Below are 15,461 nucleotides of genomic sequence, written 5' to 3'. Positions count from 1 at the left end.
ATGCTCGACTCGCTCCTCTCGATACTGATTACCGGCGCGATGATCAGCGCCCTCTACGCGCTCATCGCCATCGGGTTCACCATGATCTTCGGCGTCGGCGGCGTGTTGAACCTCGCTCACGGCGCCCTCATCATGGCCGGCGCGTACGTGTTCGTGATCCTCAACCGCGACGTGATCTGGGAGTCGGTCGCCTTACCGCGACTCGTCGTGTTCCCGGTCGCAGTCGGGGTTATCGGGCTGGCGTCGTACGGGCTGTACGCCGGTCTGGTCCGTTACATCGAGGACGATCCCGTGATCACGTTCCTCGCGACGGTCGTCGTCGCCACCATGACGACCGAAATCGCGCTCGGCATCTTCGGCGACCAGCCGTACGCCTACACGGTCGTCAGCGGCCAGGTCGGCATTGCAGGCACGTCGGTTTCGTACAACGATCTGGCCGGCTTCGTTCTCTCCTGGATCGCTATCGGGCTGCTGTGGTACTACATCACCCAGACCGACGGCGGTCGGTCCATCCTCGCCGCGTCGATGAGCGAGCGGGGGGCACAGCTCACCGGCGTCGACCTCCACTCGGTCCGGACCCGCACGTGGCTGATCGCCGGCGGGCTCGCGGGCCTCGCGGGGATCTTCCTCGGCGGCGACCAGGCCGCCACGCCGCTGATGTGGCTGAACCCGCTCGCGCTGGCCTTCATCATCGTGGTGATCGGCGGCATCGGCTCGATCAAGGGGTCGATCATCGCCGCCTACCTGATCGGCTACACCGAGACGCTGACCGTCTCGATGCTGGGCCAGAGCTTCCGCGGGATCCTCTCACTGATCATCCTACTGGTCGTACTGTTCCTGTTACCGCAGGGGCTGTACGGGAGGGAATACGTCCATGAGTGAACGCGTCAGACGGATCGGACGGCTGCGCAGTACGGTTCGACGATCGATCCTGCTCCCGAGCGGGCGGGCCGCCGCTCGCGTCCTCTCGCCGATTGACCGCGCGCTGCAACCCGGCGCGAACCTCTTCAACCGGTTCCTCGGCTCGTACGTCGGCGAGGTGACGGGACTCCAGCTGGGGCTGCTCGTCGCGGCGCTCGTCGCGCTCGCGACCGTTCCGATGTGGGCGCCGCTGTTCGTCGGCAACTACATGCGGACGCTCGCGGTCGCCTGCATCTGGTCGATCTTCGCGATGGGCTGGGACATCCAGAGCGGCTACACCGGCTACATCAGCTTCGGCCACTCGGCGCTGTCGGCCGCGGCCGGCTACACGACGGCGCTGTTAGCCGTCAACCTCAGTCCGGTGCCGAGCTTCTGGGTCACCATCCCGGTCTCGATCCTCGCGGCGCTGGTGCTCGGCCTTCTCATCGGCCTGCCCTCGCTGCGCCTGTCGGGGCCGTACTTCTCGCTCGTCACGTTCGTCGCCGTGCTCCTGTTCTACCGGCTGACGATCGGGTTCAGTGAGACCCTCGGCGGCGAGAACGGGTTCCAGGCGGTCGAGGTATTCACCTGGGACTTCACCGAGCGGTACTACCTCATGCTCGTCCCGATGTTACTCGTCGCGGCCGCGCTCACCGTCGTCGCCAGGTCGAACGTCGGGACTGTGCTCGTCGCGATCCGCGAGAACGAACGCGCCGTGTCGGCGGCCGGGCTCGACCCGACGAAGTTCAAGCTCTGGTCGTTCGCGCTCAGTTCGATCACGATGGGGATCGGCGGCGTCTTGCTGGCCCACTTCGGCGGGAACGTCGACCCCACGACCTTCGTCGTCGTCGACCGAAGCATCGAGATGATCGCGATGGCGGTCATCGGCGGCATGAGCTCCGTACTTGGCCCGATCGGCGGCGCGTTCCTCTTCGTGCTGTTGCGCGACGAGATCCTGCGGCTGTGGTTCGGCCACTCGACGCGCTGGGTCATGCTCTGGCTGCTGGTCCTGCTCGTCCTCGTGTTCGCCCGCAACGGGCTCTTCCGCTGGATCTGGCACGCCGTCGGCGCGGTCGGAGGTGATCGCGAGTGAGCCTCCTCGAGGTCGACGGCCTCACGAAGACGTTCGGCGGCCTGGTCGCCGTCGACGACTTCTCGCTTTCCGTCGAGCGCGGCGAGATCGTCGGCCTGATCGGGCCGAACGGGTCGGGGAAGTCCACGGTGTTCAACTGCATCATGGGCCTCTACGACGTCACCGAGGGGCGGATCCGGTTCGACGGCGCGGACATCACCGACGACGCGACCCACGAGGTGGTCAATCAGGGCCTCTCGAGAGTCTCCCAGGAGTCGAACCCGATCGACTCGATGTCGGTCGCCGACAACATCGAGCTGTTCACGCTGCCGAACAGCGTCTTCTCGTTGTACGGCGGCGCGAGCGAGGCGGAGATCCGCGAGTACGCCGCGCGCATCGATATCGAGGACGACCTCGATCAGATGCCGGGGGAACTGCCCCACGCCGACGTCCGCCGACTCGAGATCGCCAAAGCGTTGGCGACCGAGCCCGAGCTGTTGTTGCTCGACGAGCCCTTCGCCGGGATGAATCAGGCGGAGATCGCCGAGCTGTCGGCCCAGATCGAAGGCTTCCGCGAGGAGGGGATGACGATGGTCGTCGTCGACCACAACATGGGCGGCCTGATGGATCTGGTCGACCGCGTCGTCGTGCTCAACAACGGCGACTTCCTCGCGGCGGGTAGCCCCGACGCGATCGCCGAGAACGAGCGCGTCCAGGAAGCGTACCTCGCCGGGGAGGGACTGTAATGACCGACACGATACTCGAAATCGACGACCTCAACGTCTACTACGGCAAGTCACACGCATTGAGAGGCGTCTCGCTGTCGATCGAGGCGGGCGAGATCTACGGCGTGATCGGCCCCAACGGAGCCGGAAAAACGACCATGCTCAACGCCGTCGCCGGCTTCACCGAGTACGAGGGGACGATCAGGTACGACGGCGCGGACCTCGCTCGAGTGCCCCCACAGCAGATCGTCAGGGACGGCCTCATCTACTGCACCGAGGACCGGGACCTGTTCCCGTACTTCTCGGTCCACGAGAACCTGCTGATGGGCGCCCAGTTCCGCGACGATCGCGACGGGGTCCGGGCCGACCTCGACGTGGTCTACGACCTGTTCCCGCGGCTCGACGACCGGCGCGAACAGGAGGCCGAGACGATGAGCGGCGGCGAGCAACAGATGCTCGCCATCGGCCGCGCGCTCATGAGCGACCCCGACGTCCTGATGCTCGACGAGCCGACGCTCGGGCTCGCGCCGGTCATCATTCAGGACATCGGCGACGCGCTCGAGCGACTGAACGAGGAGGGACTGACGATCCTCCTCGCCGAGCAGAACTCGACGTTCGCGCTGAACCACGCCGAACGACTCTCGCTGATCGAAACCGGCGAGATCGAACTCTCCGGCACGTCCGCGGAGTTCCACGACAATGAGTACGTCCGCGAGGCGTACGTCGGCGTTCACTGAGTCTCGTTCTCACAATTCGCGAAGCGTCTCGAGGTCGTCGCCGTCGTGGCCGCAGATCACGGTCGCGTCGCGGCGGCGTTCGATCTCCTGGACGGTCCGCAGGCTCTCGAGCCAGTGGCGTTTGCTCCAGAGCAGTTGGCCCCCCATCGGCCGCTCGTCGTGATAGTTCGAGCGCGTGTAGGCCTGATCGCCCGCGAGGACGACGGTCCCGACGTCCTCGAGTTCGAGGACGAGGCCGAGCAGCCCCGGCGTGTGACCGGGGAGGCGAACGAACTCGAGGTCCGCGAAGTGCCGCTCGCGGTCGCCGTGGACGATCTTCCAGTTCAGGTCGCGGTCGAAGTCGCCGGCGACGTAGGCCTCGTCGCCCGCGTCGGTCTTGGCGCTGTAGTAGGCGTACTTCAGTTCGCGCTCGTGGACGTAGATCGGCACGTCGGTCCCCTCGAAGGCGTAGAGGCCGCCCGCGTGATCGAGATGGAGGTGGGTCTGGATCACCGCGTCGATGTCGTCGACGTCGTAGCCCGCGTCGGCGAGGTCGTCCTCGAGCGGTCGCAGGCCGCTGTGTTCGAAGGCGGCGTAGAGCTCCTCGGGCCAGTGACCGTCGGCGGCGTCGGGGTGGGAGCCGGTGTCCCAGAGGATCGTCGCCTCGGGGTGGTCGATGACGACGTTGTAGACGGGGCCGTCGGCCATCACCGTCTCGGGGTTCGGATCGGCGGCCGAACCCAGGGTAAAGCCCTCGACGATGTTGTTGGCGTCGGCGGTGATCGTCCCGCGATCGATCGGCGTGACGGATGCGTCGACCATACGCTACCCACGGGCCGCGGCCGGTTATACGTGACCGCTCGCTGACCGGTTAGCGGACGGCCGGGTCGGCGACGCTTTTAACGGCGCTGGGGATGCCGGCCGCAGCGATACCTGTCGCCGAATCCATCTTTTCGTATGGTCAAACTATCGACTGGCGTCATCCTTCTCGGAATCGTACTCCTATTGATCCCCATTCCGCCCATCGCGACGATTTCGGGAATCGTCGTGATCCTCATCGGCCTCGCGATGCGGTTCGTCTTCGGCGTCTGAGGCCGACGGCGGGCGCGAGTCGGCGAGGCGGGACGGTGAACAGTCGCGACTCGAGCCCCCGGGCGCTCGGTCTCGAGCGATCACGCACGACGAAAAAACGGAACCAACTGCTGCAGCGCCCGACTACGATTCGGGTGCCGCCAGCTGCTCCGGTTCGTTCAGATACTGCTGGATCCCCTCCGCCGCGCGGAACGCCAGCGCACCGACGGTGCCGGTCGGGTTGTAGCCGCTGTTGTGCGCGAACGCCGAGGCGCCGGGGACGAAGAGGTTGCTCGCCTCCCAACACTGCAGGTAGTTGTTCACGACCGACTCCGCGGGGTCGGACCCCATGATCGCGCCGCCCGTGTTGTGGGTCGACTGGTAGGGCGTGATGTCGAAACTGCCCTCGAGCGTCGTGGTCGCGTCGATCGTGTCGGCGCCCATCTCCTCCATGAGCGCCTCGAGTTGCGGCCCGATGTGTTCGACGAGGTTCCGGTCCTGCTCGCGCCAGTCGAAGGTCATCCGCAGCAGCGGTCGGCCGTACTGATCGGTGTAGTTGGGGTCGAGATCGAGGTAGTTCTCCCGGAAGGGCAACACCGCGCCCTGCGCGGCGACCGAGACCGAACTGTGGTAGTACTCGAGGCTCTGTTGCTTGAACTCCGAGCCCCACGACGACGTCTCCGGCGGAACCGGGTTGTTGGCGATCGGTCGGTCCCCGGTCTGGTTGAGCGCGACGTTGCCGCCGTGGAGGAAGTTCAGGTCGGAGTGGTCGAAGTTGTCGCCGTTCAGGTCGTCGAACGACGCGCCGAGCGCGCCGGCGCCCATGTAGAGGTTCCACTGCTCCTCGTCGAAGAAGCCCCGCGCGCTGGCGCCGAAGTTCTGGTAGCAGTAGTTCTTCCCGACGGTGCCCTCGCCGGTCTCGGGATCGTACGGTTCGCCGATCCCCGATAGCAGGAGGAGGCGGACGTTGTTCAGCACGTAGGCGGTCAGCGCGACGACGTCCGCCGGCTGTTCGTACACCTGGTCGGTCTTCCGGTCGACGTATCGGACGCCCTCGACCTGCTGGGCCTCCTCGTTATAGAGGAGCTCCACCACGTCGGAGTGGGTCCGCAGTTCGAAGTTCCCCGTCTCCTGGGCGGCCGGCAGGACGGTCGTGATCGGCGAGGCCTTCGCGCCCCACTCGCAGCCGAAGCGCTCGCAGTAGCCACAGTACTGACACTGGCCCTGCTGGACGCCGTCCGGGTTCGTGTACTGCTCCGTGAGGTTGGCCGAGGGCGCCTGAAACGGCTCGTATCCCATCTCGGCGGCCGTCTCCTTGAACCGCTCGAGGACCGGGGTCTCCATCATCGGCGGAAGCGGGTACTCCCGCGAGCGGGGCCCCTCGTACGGGTTGCCCAACTCCTGGATTTCGCCCTCGATGTTCCCCGCTTGGCCCGCGATGCCGGCGGTGTACTCGAACGCGTCGTAGTAGGGCTCGAGCTCGTCGTAGCTGATCCCCCAGTCCTGGAGCTGCATGTTCTCGGGGATCTTCTCCTCGCCGTACTCGTCGATCGTCCGCGAGCGTATCTCGAAGTCGTAGGGGAGAAAGCGCCAGGTCTGGCCGTTCCAGTGGACCCCCGCGCCGCCCTCGCCCGAGCCGGGGAGGAACGCGCCGTAGCGGCGCATCGGCAGCGCGGGCTCGTCGACCGAGTTCCTGAACGTGATCGTCTCCTTCGAGAGGTCCTGCATCAGCTTGTACCGCAGGGCGTACCCCAGCTCGTCGTGGACCGTGAAGAAGTTCTCCGTCTCGCGCTCGCCGCCGCGCTCCAAGCTGACCACCTGATAGTCCTCCTGCGCGAGGTGCTTGGCGACGATGCCGCCGGTCCAGCCCGCGCCGATAGTCACGACGTCGACGGGCTCGAGTTCTTGCACCATCACGGATCACCTCCGTCGTCCGCGTCGTCGAGACTCATCGGCGTAACCTCTCGGTCGGCGTCCCCGCGAGCGGCAGCCTCGTCGACGACGTTCGGGAAGTCCGCCTCAGCGGCGTCGTGGACGTGGGCGTGGCCCTCCTCGCTCTGGTCGTTCGCCGGCTCCTGATTCTCGTCACCGATCCCGAGCGACTCGACGTCGTCGGCCAGTTTCCGGAAGTCGTCCTCCCCGAGTTCGATGTATTCGCCCTCCTGCAACAGGCCTCGATAGCTACCGAGCGCGCCTGGCGTCCCCGGGAACCCCTTCAGCCGCCAGCCGATCATCTCCCGATTGCCGCCGTACATCGGATCGCTGAACATCCCCTCAAGCGTGTTCTGGCGAACCAGCAGGAAGAAGCCGTCCGGATCGATGTCCGTGTCGTCGAACGTCGGCACCTCGCCCGCCTCGAGCGCCTCGACCACCGCGTCCTGCTGATCCCCGTCGAGTTCCGTAAACGACGCCGCGTCGTCGGCTTCCGCCGCCACGTAGTCCTCGATGGCGGCGATGGCCTGATCGTAGGCCTCGTTGGGCGTGAGCGCGTACTGCCAGCCCTGGGTCTCCGAGGGGTTCGTCTCCGCCCACGGGACCTCGACGTCGGGCTCGACGTCCTCGGGTCGTTGCGCTTGGTCCTCGAACGGTTGCGTCGGGTCCTTGCCGGCGAACGGCGCCTGCATGTACCACCGCTCTCCGCGGCCCCACGCCGAGTTCATCTGTCGATCGATGAAGTAGACGACGCCGGCCTCCGGCGCGCCCGGACCGTTCTCGTCGGAGGGATAGATCCGCGCCGTCAGGTCGTGGACGACCCGCGCCTGCTGGATGGTGAAGTACTCGAGTCCCTGTTCCTCGACCTCGACTTCCTGCACGCTCTCGAGGGGCGCCACGTCGAACTTCTCGGGGTCGAACGCCTCCGCCGTCCCGGCCATGCCGAAGACCGCTAACCCGCCGATTTGCATCGCCCGCCGCCGCGAGACGTCCCGCGTGAAGTCTAGCTTCGCCCGCGTCTGGGCGTCAGTCTCACCCGCCGCCCGCTGATTGTCATTGTCTCCCATGCGAAGGCACGGACTCCGAAATGAAAGTTAACGCGTGTCCCTGCAGGTGATGGCCGCGGTCGGCGACACCGTCGGGACTATTCGACCGGTGGGCGGACTCGACGGCGACGACGGCGGCCGATCGTCGTCGTTTGGCCCCACGGCTTAGTAGCCGGTCGCCGAACCACCGGCCATGACATCGACACCGCGCGTCCTCGTCGTCGGCGGCGGCCTCGCCGGCCTCGTCGCCGCCAGGCACCTCGCCGGCGGCGGTCTCGAGGCGACGCTGCTCGAGCGCCGCGAGACCGTCGGCGGTCGCGTCCGAACGCTCGAGCGCGACGAGTATCGGTTCGATCGGGGCTTTCAGGTGCTGTTTCCGGCCTATCCCGCCGTCCAACGAGAACTCGATCTCGAGGCGCTGGAGCTGCGCCGGTTCACGTCGGGGGCGACGATCGCTCATCCAGGCGGCCGGTCGGTGCTCGCAGATCCGCGCAGCGCACCCGGGACGCTCCCCGCGACGCTGCGTAATCCCGATATCACGCTGGGCGACCGCCTCCGCGTCGCCCGACTCTGGTGGGAGTTGCGTCGAACCGACCTCGAGACGCTCTTCGACGGCGGCGGTACCGACGAACCGGACGAATCGATCGAGACCTTCCTCCGCGAGCGCGGCTTCTCGGACGGATTCATCGAGACCTTCGTCGCGCCCTTCTACGGGGGGATCACCCTCGACCGCTCGCTGTCGACCTCGCGTCGCGTCTTCGAGTACACGTTTCGGACGCTGGCGGCCGGCGGCGCTGCGGTCCCCGCGGCGGGGATGGAGGCGATCCCGAGGCAGCTCGCGGATCACGTGCGCGAAGTCGGTGGCGGAATCAAGACCGGCCGCGAGGTCGAGGCGGTCTCGAGCGAGGGCGACTCCGCGACCGTCCAGTTGGCCGACGGCATGAACGGCGAGGTCGACGCCGTCGTCGTCGCGACCGATCCGCCGACCGCCCGCGACCTGACCGGCCTCGAGTCGATCCCGACCGATGCGCGGGGCTGTGTCACCCAGTACTACGCGCTGCCGGACGGAACGAGCCTCGAGACGGGCAAGCGACTCCTGCTCAACGCGGTCGACGGCGACGGGCCGAACCACGTCGTCCCCCACAGCGCGGTCGCGCCGGAACACGCTCCCGACGGATCGACGCTGATCAGCGCGACGTATCTGGGCTGCGAGGTCCCCCGGACCTCGAGCGGACGCGGCGATAGCCGCGACCCCGAGGCGAGCGACGAACCGCTGGCCGAGCGGACGCGGGACGCGCTCGAGTCGTGGTATCCCGAGCAGGAGTTCGACGGTCTCGAGCCGCTGTACACCGAACGGGTTCCGTTCGCGCAGTTCGACCAGCCGCCGGGGATCCACGACCGACTACCCGAGACGCGGGATCCGTCGGGGTCGGTCTATCTGGCCGGGGACTACACCCGCTGGTCGTCGATCCAGGGCGCGATGCGAAGCGGACGGGAGGCGGCGAAGGCGGTGCTCGAGGATCACTCACGGTAGCGACCGGTCGCTTCAGGGATGAGTCTCCGCTGCATCACTGTCTCAAGAGCGAGACGTTTTTGTCGGTGAGGGAGCGCCTTGCCCCATGGCCAACGCAGCGATCGTTCTCGCACTCGGCGCGTTGCTTCTGTACGGCGGCTGGGCGGTATCGGCGGGCGTCGCGACCCGATCGCTCTCGCCCGTCAACGCGGTACTGCTGTCCTACGTGGCGAGTCTCGCCGTCGTCGGCGGCTACGTCCTCGCGACCCGTCGTCCCGTCGTCGGGACGCGAACGGACGTCGGGTTCGCGCTGCTGTCCGGCGTCCTGCTGGCCGTCGCGACGATCAGCTTCTACGCCGCGCTCACCCACGGCAACATGGCGATCGTGTCGGCGATCTCAGCGCTCTACTTCGTCATTCCGGCGATCGTCGGCGTCTTCTACTTCGACGCCCAACTGGCGACGACGAACGTCGTCGGGCTGGGACTCGCGGTCGTCGCGGTCGTCCTCGTTGCGGCCTGACGTGGCCGTCACGGGCGCGAGCCGCGTCTCTCGTCTTCCGCCGGTCACCCTCGCCAGCTACAGCAGTCGGCGACACTCCCCCAGCGGTGGGAACCACAGTGTCTCGCCACTCGAGTCGTCCCAGACGGCGGGATGGAACCGGTCAGCGTCGGCGACCAGCGGCGACTGGAAGTCGCGGGCGCGCATCCCGTTGACGGTCGCGCCAGCCGCCAGCGTCGTGAACGCGGGCACCATCACGACGTCCGCGCCCTCGTAGGCGCCGGGTCCGTAGAGGAAACAGGGCAGTTTTCGGCCGTCGACGGAGAGAGCGGGGTGGTCGTGGCCGATGACGTACCGCGAGGCCTCCGTTTCGGGGCGTTCGTGGCCGTGGCAGACGACCGTCTCTCCGTCCGCGAGGCGGTACTCGGGAATCGTCTCGCCGTCGAAGGCCGACTCAAGCATCGCGTCGTGGTTGCCGGGTGTGACGACGAGGTCGGCGCCGGCGTCGGCGACGCAGTCCTCGAGGGCCTCGAGGTCGCGCTCGACGCCGCGAGGGAGCCGCCCGAAGGAGTGGAGTAAATCGCCCGCGACGACGACCGTCGCGGGATCGGTACGCTCGAGGAGGGACGCGAGGCGGCCGCGAACGTCGCCGCCGTCGTCGATCGGCGCGTCGACGCTCGAGTCGGCGGCGCGCCCGAGGTGGACGTCGGCGACGACGAGCGCGTCGGCTGCAGGGACGTGGAGGGCGCGTTCGATCGGTGAAACGGGGAGGTCGACGTCGGGCACTGGGGCAGGTGGTTATCGCTCTCGGCCGGGATCAGTCTGTTCCCGGTCTGAATCAGCCGGGTTTCCGTCGGACCCGCCGTCCGTTCGGGCGGGCGCCTCCGTCGGCGCCAGCGCCTCGAAGAGGTCGTACTCGGTGCCCGTGAGGACGAACAGGGCCTCCTCGAGCGGTTTGAGGATCTCGGGGAGGATCTTGACGACGAGGTAGGTGATCCCGACGAGGGCGACGATCGACAGCGACTGGGCGATGTAGTTGTGCGCGACGAGGAAGGAGACGCGGCTGGCCTCGGCGCCCATGTAGGTCGTCATGAACGAGACGAGCCAGTCCTGCTGGAACCAGCCCCACGGCGAGGCGAGGCCGATGAAGACGTTGCGCACGAGGTTGAGGAACCAGATCACGCCGACGGCCAGCGCGAAGGCGGTGACCTTGCGCTTCAACGGCGCGCTGACGGCGGCGATCAGCCCGCCGAAGATGGCCATGCTGCCGATGCCGGTACAGGCGAGGACGATGTAGGTCGTCCGGCCGGTCACCGTCTCGTCGGGATCAAAGTCGAACTTGCTCACGTAGCCGTTGCTGCCCTCGATCAGGCCGGGGCTGTGGCCGAGCAGTTCCATCCCGAAGTGGGTCTGGGCCGCGGTCGTCTCGATCAGCCAGGTCTTGACGAACGGGATCGTCTCGACCGGTAAGTAGATCAGCCCCATGCAGGCGACGGCCTTCGTGAGGATCAGCAGCGAGTCCCGGCCCGCCCAGAGGAGGTAGCCGGTGTAGAGACACAGCGGCAAGGCGAGCAGCCCGAGGATCGTCTTGAGCGGGCTCTGGGCCTCGCCGTAGTAGTAGGGCACCATCGTTAGCCAGAAGACGCCGAAGGCGATCCAGGCCCCCGCGCCGAGATAGCGCGCCGGTTCGCGGTACCCCTGGTGGGCGAGGAGTAACGCCCCGAGGAACGCGCCGATCGCGACCCACGCCAGCAGGCCCGACGAGGACGAGGTGGTTCCCTCGGCCGCGGCCAGTACGGGCGAGAGCGTCGCCGAACCGACGAGGTCGTAGCCGACGACCGACGCTACCTCGGTCGCGGCGGTTACGGACGGCATAGTCATGCCAGACTGAAGGACGCGCCCGCTATCAACTTGACGCCTCGGTTTCTCGAGGGAGTCGCCGGCTACCTCAGCACGTGTCGCTGATCGTCGGCGACCGCGTCCCTTTTTGGTTCCCTCGCGAAAGTAGAGGTGTATGGTCGACGTCCTCGACAACAAGCGGGCCGCGACGCGGTTTCGGATCCTCGTCCAGATCGCCGAGCGCCAGCCCGCGGTCAGCCAGGGTGAGATCGCCGAGGAAGTCGGCGTGACGAGTCAGGCCGTCAGCGAGTACATCCGCGAACTCGTCGACGACGACCTCGTCGAGAAGGAAGGCCGGTCGCGCTATCGCGTCACGCCGGAAGGCGTCGACTGGCTGTTTCGGACCGCCGACGACATCCGTCGGTTCGCCGACCACGTGACCGGCGACGTCCTGGACGCAATGAGCGAGGCGGCGTACCTCGCGACCGACGACATCGCGGAGGGCGACACCGTCACGCTGTTCGTCGAGGACGGGCTGCTCCACGCGAAACCCGGCAACGAGGGGCCGGCGACCGGCGTCGCGACAACCGACGCCGAGGCGGGCACCGACGTCGGCGTCACGAGCTTCGAGGGCGTGATGGACTTAGAGCCGGGCTCGGTCACCGTCCTGCAGGTGCCCGCGGTCCGCAGCGGCGGGAGCCGGGCGGTCGACTCCGACCTCGTCGCCGAACACTGCGAGGCGGCCGAGCTGGTCGTGGCCGCCGGCGTCGAGGCCGTCGTCGCCTGCCGGCAGGCCGGCGCGGATCCCGCGGTGCCGTTCGCGGCCGGCGAGACCGCCGCCGAGGGAGCCGAACGGGGCCTCGAGGTGACCGCGATCGTCACGACCGACGAGGTCGGCCGCGTCACCGACACGCTCCGGGACGCAGACGTCTCCTACGAGGTCCTCGAGGGCTGAGCCAGGCGGCGATCGGCAGAGCGGACGATCGCGAGCGATTTCTCTGAATTCCCCACCGTTAAGAGCGTGGTACTAGATACCACGAGCATGGAATCCGTCGGCAGCGGACTCGCGGCCATCGACTGGAACGGCACTCGAGCGGACGTCTACCTTTCCCGCCCGGACAAGCGCAACGCGATGACCGTCCCGCTCATGCGAGACCTGATCGAGGCCTTCGAGACGGTCGACGCCGACGACGACGTTCGCGCGGTGACGCTGCTCGGCGAGGGCCCCGTCTTCTGTGCCGGCATGGACTTAGAGATGATGCGCGATCGAGTCGAACCCGACGCCGAGATCGATCGGGACGTCTTCCCCGAGGTCCTCGAGACCATCGAGACGACTCGGCAGCCCGTCGTCGCCGGGATCAAACGCGCCGCGCCCGCGGGGGCGTTCGAACTCACGCTGCCCTGTGACTTCCGGGTCATCGGCCGCGAGGCGAAGTACGGCCTGCTCGAGGTGCAACTCGGCACGTTCCCGCACGCGGGCGGTACGCAACGTCTGCCGCGTCTCGTGGGGCTCTCGAAGGCCAAGGAGATCGTCCTCACCGGGGAGTTCGTCGACCCGGAGGACGCTGCCGAGATGGGGCTGGTCCACGAGGTCGTCGACGCCGGGACCGTCGATGAGCGCGCGAAGGCGTTCGCCGACGATCTCTGCGAGAATGCCCCGCTGGGCCTGCGACAGGCGAAGCAAGCACTCAATGCCGCCCTCGAGATGCCACTCGAGCGGGGACTAGAGTACGAACGCCAGTTGGCCTACGAACTCGACGACACCCGCGACTACCGAGAGGGGTTCGAGGCTCGTCTCGAGGACCGCGAGCCGGAGTTTCGCGGCGAATGATCGACACCCGGTGGTCGGGGACGTCCGGCGTGAACGGGCCGAAAACTACCGCCGGTCGTAGACCCGCACCGCTCTGTCGTGGCGTTTGGACAACCCGTTCGGGTTCCGCTGAGACGATCGATCAGCCCAGCGGGCTCGCAGTCCGTCGCGGAGTCCGCCGGCGGCGTTGGCGACGACGTCGGTCCCGTTTCCGACCCAGTCGGTCGGCGTCGCGTCCCCGGTGACGATGTCCCGAACGCCGGCGGTCCCGTCGCGGAGGGCGCTCCCGACGATCCGGCCGACCGTCGTCGGCCGCACGCCGTAGTTCTTCGCGAGTCGATACGATCGGGAGCGGTAGGTGTCCCCCCAGTCGCGGTCGGTTTGCCCGCCGTCGGTGCCGACCTCGCATCTGGCGGCCATCCCCGCGTCCCACTCGGTTTCGAAGCCGAGGCCGGCCACGCGGTGGGCGCAGTCGCGTTCGCCGCCGACCTCGAGGTACTCGTCGAAGCCGTCTAAGGCCTCGAGGACGGTCCGATCGAAGGCGACGTTGTTCCCGTCGAAGTGGGTGACGCTGCGCCCGGCGACGGTGCGCGGATTCTGGAGATCGTACTTGGTCTCCCCGCCGGTCACGGGGCCAGTGACGACGTCGGTCCCGTCGGCGATCGCGCGCTCGACGGCGTCGTACCAGCTGTACTCGATCGTGTACTCCCCGTCGAGGAAGGCGATGACGTCGCCCGTCGCGGCGCGGAGGCCGGCGTTGCGCGAGACGTTCAGATTCCGTTCGGAAATCTCGACGAGGACGTCGACGTCCGAGCGGTCGCGGACGACGCCGGTCGTTCCGTCGGAAGAGGGACCGTTGACGACGATGATCTCCGTCGCGGACGGCGTCCGCTCGGAGAGCGCGTCGAGACACGAGAGTAATCGCTCTCGGTCGTTGAGCGTCGATACCACTACCGAGAGCTCCATACGCGGTAGTAGCGACCATCGATAGTAAAAATACGGGGTTCGCCGCTGTGAGCGGCTCGCGGCCAGCGGACAGGCGTTCGGTTACCGGACGCGGGTGTTCCAGTAGGAGACCGACGCGAGGTGGTCGGTCACCGGCAGCGATCCGATCAGTTCGTCGAGCGTCCGGATCGGCGTCGCGAGCTCGTTGGGAATCGACCGGTAGAGTCCGTAGGGGGCGATAAAGTCGTCCTCGACGTCCTCCAGTGTCAGGTTCGTCTTCGCCAGGAGGACGGCCACTTCGCTCTTCGAGTAGAGCCGCGACCCCATCGGCAGCGCCCAGTTGTAGATGCTGCGCGCACTGAATCGGTTGAACGTGTCGAAGACGATCTGATCTCGGGAGACCCGTCGCATCTCTTCTAAGAAGGCCTTCGGATCGTCCGCGAGGTGGAAAAACCGCATCGCGATGACGGTATCGAAGTGATCGTCCGGAAACGGGAGTCGGCCCGCGTCTCCGCGAAGGAACTCTATGGTTCCCTCGAGGGCCGCGTCCTTCGTTTTCTCCCGTCCTTGCTGTAACATCGCCGCCGAGATATCGAGTCCTACGACGTCGGCGCCCTGCTGAGCGAGCATCACGGTAAACCGCCCGGTACCACAGGCGATTTCGAGGATATTCCGGTCCTCGACGGGCATGATCGCCTCGAGGACTGCTTCCTTCTCCCGACGGTCGATCAGCTGACCGCCCCGGGAGAAGCGCTTGTCGTCGTACTCCTCGGCGACGTCGTCGGCTTGGTACCACTCCTGTCCTTTCACACTGGGCGGAACTACAGAAGCGGGAGGATAAAACGATACTGGAGTCTATCGATGACCGGGACAACGGTCCCGATCGGAGCCGAACCGAATCCCACGATTCCGCGATCCCTTTGCTGTGTTAATACACCATTCATACCCCTTATACAAACTGGACTGTTCGTATCTACATATAGGGAAGCTTTACCACCACCGATTCCGCTGGCATAGATATGAGCACGAGTACAGCCGAGGACCGAGGCGCCGCCGCCGAAGAGACCCTGTCGGAGGACGAATACCGCGATCGCCTCCGCGATCTGCCGCCGAGCGCGAAGCTCGTCGCGAAAGTGCTGGAAACCGATTCGCCGCTCTCGCAGGGGCAACTCGCCGAGGAATCGTTGCTGCCCGACCGCACCGTCCGCTACGCGCTCAACCGACTCGAGGACGTCGACCTCGTCGGCTCCCGATACAGCTTCCGCGACGCCCGCAAGCAGGTCTACTTCCTCAAGCACTGACGGCGGCGACCCGGTCCGCAGCTCCCGGGGTGGGAGTGGGGTGGGCCGTCCGGTCCGATCCGTCGATACACACTTTTTCGACCGCTGAGTTG

At 67.0% G+C, this 15,461-nt stretch carries 17 protein-coding genes; 10 read left to right on the top strand and 7 right to left on the bottom strand.

Features of this window, described 5'->3' with window-relative positions; translation table 11 throughout:
• From HTUR_RS06475 to HTUR_RS06460, 4 genes are read left to right on the top strand one after another with little or no spacing between them, the layout of a single operon-like run.
• Entirely contained in the window at nucleotides 1-882 is an 882-nt protein-coding gene (locus tag HTUR_RS06475; protein WP_012942515.1) for a branched-chain amino acid ABC transporter permease, read from the top strand.
• Nucleotides 875-1,993 (top strand): branched-chain amino acid ABC transporter permease, encoded by a 1,119-nt coding sequence (locus HTUR_RS06470; protein WP_012942514.1) that lies wholly within the window; start codon nucleotides 875-877, stop codon nucleotides 1,991-1,993. The genes HTUR_RS06475 and HTUR_RS06470 overlap by 8 nt, the downstream gene beginning before the upstream one ends.
• On the top strand, nucleotides 1,990-2,718 hold the full coding sequence (locus tag HTUR_RS06465) for an ABC transporter ATP-binding protein (protein ID WP_012942513.1): 729 nt from the start codon (nucleotides 1,990-1,992) through the stop codon (nucleotides 2,716-2,718). Before HTUR_RS06470 ends, HTUR_RS06465 begins: the two co-directional genes overlap by 4 nt.
• Nucleotides 2,718-3,434: an ABC transporter ATP-binding protein gene (locus HTUR_RS06460; RefSeq protein ID WP_012942512.1), complete on the top strand. Its 717-nt coding sequence runs from the start codon at nucleotides 2,718-2,720 to the stop codon at nucleotides 3,432-3,434. Before HTUR_RS06465 ends, HTUR_RS06460 begins: the two co-directional genes overlap by 1 nt.
• Before the next feature lie 9 nt (nucleotides 3,435-3,443).
• Here the strand turns inward: HTUR_RS06460 and HTUR_RS06455 are convergent, their stop codons facing one another.
• On the bottom strand, nucleotides 3,444-4,235 hold the full coding sequence (locus HTUR_RS06455) for an N-acyl homoserine lactonase family protein (RefSeq protein WP_012942511.1): 792 nt from the start codon (nucleotides 4,233-4,235) through the stop codon (nucleotides 3,444-3,446).
• A 135-nt stretch (nucleotides 4,236-4,370) separates the two neighbouring features.
• On the opposite strand from HTUR_RS06455, the gene HTUR_RS06450 reads away from it, so the two are divergent.
• Entirely contained in the window at nucleotides 4,371-4,505 is a 135-nt protein-coding gene (locus tag HTUR_RS06450; RefSeq protein WP_008896547.1) for a hypothetical protein, read from the top strand.
• Nucleotides 4,506-4,628: 123 nt separating this feature from the next.
• Here HTUR_RS06450 and HTUR_RS06445 read toward each other — a convergent pair whose 3' ends face one another.
• Nucleotides 4,629-6,398, bottom strand: a complete 1,770-nt coding sequence (locus HTUR_RS06445; RefSeq protein WP_012942510.1) for a GMC family oxidoreductase — start codon at nucleotides 6,396-6,398, stop codon at nucleotides 4,629-4,631.
• On the bottom strand, nucleotides 6,398-7,483 hold the full coding sequence (locus HTUR_RS06440; protein WP_012942509.1) for a gluconate 2-dehydrogenase subunit 3 family protein: 1,086 nt from the start codon (nucleotides 7,481-7,483) through the stop codon (nucleotides 6,398-6,400). The genes HTUR_RS06445 and HTUR_RS06440 overlap by 1 nt, the downstream gene beginning before the upstream one ends.
• Before the next feature lie 172 nt (nucleotides 7,484-7,655).
• Here HTUR_RS06440 and HTUR_RS06435 point away from each other — a divergent pair, with 172 nt between their 5' ends.
• Complete coding sequence (locus HTUR_RS06435; protein WP_012942508.1) at nucleotides 7,656-8,996, top strand: NAD(P)/FAD-dependent oxidoreductase; 1,341 nt, start codon at nucleotides 7,656-7,658, stop codon at nucleotides 8,994-8,996.
• 85 nt (nucleotides 8,997-9,081) lie between these two features.
• On the top strand, nucleotides 9,082-9,495 hold the full coding sequence (locus HTUR_RS06430) for an EamA family transporter (RefSeq protein ID WP_012942507.1): 414 nt from the start codon (nucleotides 9,082-9,084) through the stop codon (nucleotides 9,493-9,495).
• A gap of 57 nt (nucleotides 9,496-9,552) precedes the next feature.
• Here HTUR_RS06430 and HTUR_RS06425 read toward each other — a convergent pair whose 3' ends face one another.
• Nucleotides 9,553-10,260 (bottom strand): metallophosphoesterase, encoded by a 708-nt coding sequence (locus HTUR_RS06425; RefSeq protein WP_012942506.1) that lies wholly within the window; start codon nucleotides 10,258-10,260, stop codon nucleotides 9,553-9,555.
• A 12-nt stretch (nucleotides 10,261-10,272) separates the two neighbouring features.
• Complete coding sequence (artA, locus tag HTUR_RS06420) at nucleotides 10,273-11,349, bottom strand: archaeosortase A (protein ID WP_049941637.1); 1,077 nt, start codon at nucleotides 11,347-11,349, stop codon at nucleotides 10,273-10,275.
• Between the two features lie 139 nt (nucleotides 11,350-11,488).
• Here artA and HTUR_RS06415 point away from each other — a divergent pair, with 139 nt between their 5' ends.
• Together HTUR_RS06415 and HTUR_RS06410 are read left to right on the top strand one after the other, a co-directional pair.
• Nucleotides 11,489-12,268, top strand: a complete 780-nt coding sequence (locus HTUR_RS06415) for a DUF7839 domain-containing protein (protein ID WP_012942504.1) — start codon at nucleotides 11,489-11,491, stop codon at nucleotides 12,266-12,268.
• A gap of 87 nt (nucleotides 12,269-12,355) precedes the next feature.
• Nucleotides 12,356-13,144, top strand: a complete 789-nt coding sequence (locus HTUR_RS06410; protein ID WP_012942503.1) for an enoyl-CoA hydratase/isomerase family protein — start codon at nucleotides 12,356-12,358, stop codon at nucleotides 13,142-13,144.
• 45 nt (nucleotides 13,145-13,189) lie between these two features.
• Here HTUR_RS06410 and HTUR_RS06405 read toward each other — a convergent pair whose 3' ends face one another.
• Both HTUR_RS06405 and HTUR_RS06400 read right to left on the bottom strand, forming a co-directional pair.
• On the bottom strand, nucleotides 13,190-14,089 hold the full coding sequence (locus HTUR_RS06405; protein WP_012942502.1) for a glycosyltransferase family 2 protein: 900 nt from the start codon (nucleotides 14,087-14,089) through the stop codon (nucleotides 13,190-13,192).
• A gap of 81 nt (nucleotides 14,090-14,170) precedes the next feature.
• The gene (locus HTUR_RS06400; RefSeq protein WP_012942501.1) at nucleotides 14,171-14,878 is read right to left on the bottom strand and encodes a class I SAM-dependent methyltransferase; all 708 of its coding nucleotides are present in this window, start codon (nucleotides 14,876-14,878) and stop codon (nucleotides 14,171-14,173) included.
• Between the two features lie 209 nt (nucleotides 14,879-15,087).
• Here HTUR_RS06400 and HTUR_RS06395 point away from each other — a divergent pair, with 209 nt between their 5' ends.
• Nucleotides 15,088-15,369 carry a MarR family transcriptional regulator gene (locus tag HTUR_RS06395; protein WP_012942500.1) on the top strand — a complete coding sequence of 94 codons (282 nt, stop codon included), beginning with the start codon at nucleotides 15,088-15,090 and terminating at the stop codon, nucleotides 15,367-15,369.
• The last annotated feature ends 92 nt before the right edge of the window (nucleotides 15,370-15,461 follow it).

The sequence above is a fragment of the Haloterrigena turkmenica DSM 5511 genome, from assembly GCF_000025325.1.
In the GTDB taxonomy this organism is placed as follows: Archaea; Halobacteriota; Halobacteria; order Halobacteriales; family Natrialbaceae; genus Haloterrigena; species Haloterrigena turkmenica.
This window is presented reverse-complemented; position numbering and strand designations above follow the sequence as displayed.

Coding starts and splice junctions, on each gene's coding strand:
- HTUR_RS06475 (WP_012942515.1), top strand. CDS start 1: ATGCTCGACTCGCTCCTCTCGATACTGATTACCGGCGCGATGATCAGC.
- HTUR_RS06470 (WP_012942514.1), top strand. CDS start 875: ATGAGTGAACGCGTCAGACGGATCGGACGGCTGCGCAGTACGGTTCGA.
- HTUR_RS06460 (WP_012942512.1), top strand. CDS start 2,718: ATGACCGACACGATACTCGAAATCGACGACCTCAACGTCTACTACGGC.
- HTUR_RS06455 (WP_012942511.1), bottom strand. CDS start 4,235: ATGGTCGACGCATCCGTCACGCCGATCGATCGCGGGACGATCACCGCC.
- HTUR_RS06450 (WP_008896547.1), top strand. CDS start 4,371: ATGGTCAAACTATCGACTGGCGTCATCCTTCTCGGAATCGTACTCCTA.
- HTUR_RS06445 (WP_012942510.1), bottom strand. CDS start 6,398: ATGGTGCAAGAACTCGAGCCCGTCGACGTCGTGACTATCGGCGCGGGC.
- HTUR_RS06440 (WP_012942509.1), bottom strand. CDS start 7,483: ATGGGAGACAATGACAATCAGCGGGCGGCGGGTGAGACTGACGCCCAG.
- HTUR_RS06435 (WP_012942508.1), top strand. CDS start 7,656: ATGACATCGACACCGCGCGTCCTCGTCGTCGGCGGCGGCCTCGCCGGC.
- HTUR_RS06430 (WP_012942507.1), top strand. CDS start 9,082: ATGGCCAACGCAGCGATCGTTCTCGCACTCGGCGCGTTGCTTCTGTAC.
- artA (WP_049941637.1), bottom strand. CDS start 11,349: ATGCCGTCCGTAACCGCCGCGACCGAGGTAGCGTCGGTCGTCGGCTAC.
- HTUR_RS06415 (WP_012942504.1), top strand. CDS start 11,489: ATGGTCGACGTCCTCGACAACAAGCGGGCCGCGACGCGGTTTCGGATC.
- HTUR_RS06410 (WP_012942503.1), top strand. CDS start 12,356: ATGGAATCCGTCGGCAGCGGACTCGCGGCCATCGACTGGAACGGCACT.
- HTUR_RS06405 (WP_012942502.1), bottom strand. CDS start 14,089: ATGGAGCTCTCGGTAGTGGTATCGACGCTCAACGACCGAGAGCGATTA.
- HTUR_RS06395 (WP_012942500.1), top strand. CDS start 15,088: ATGAGCACGAGTACAGCCGAGGACCGAGGCGCCGCCGCCGAAGAGACC.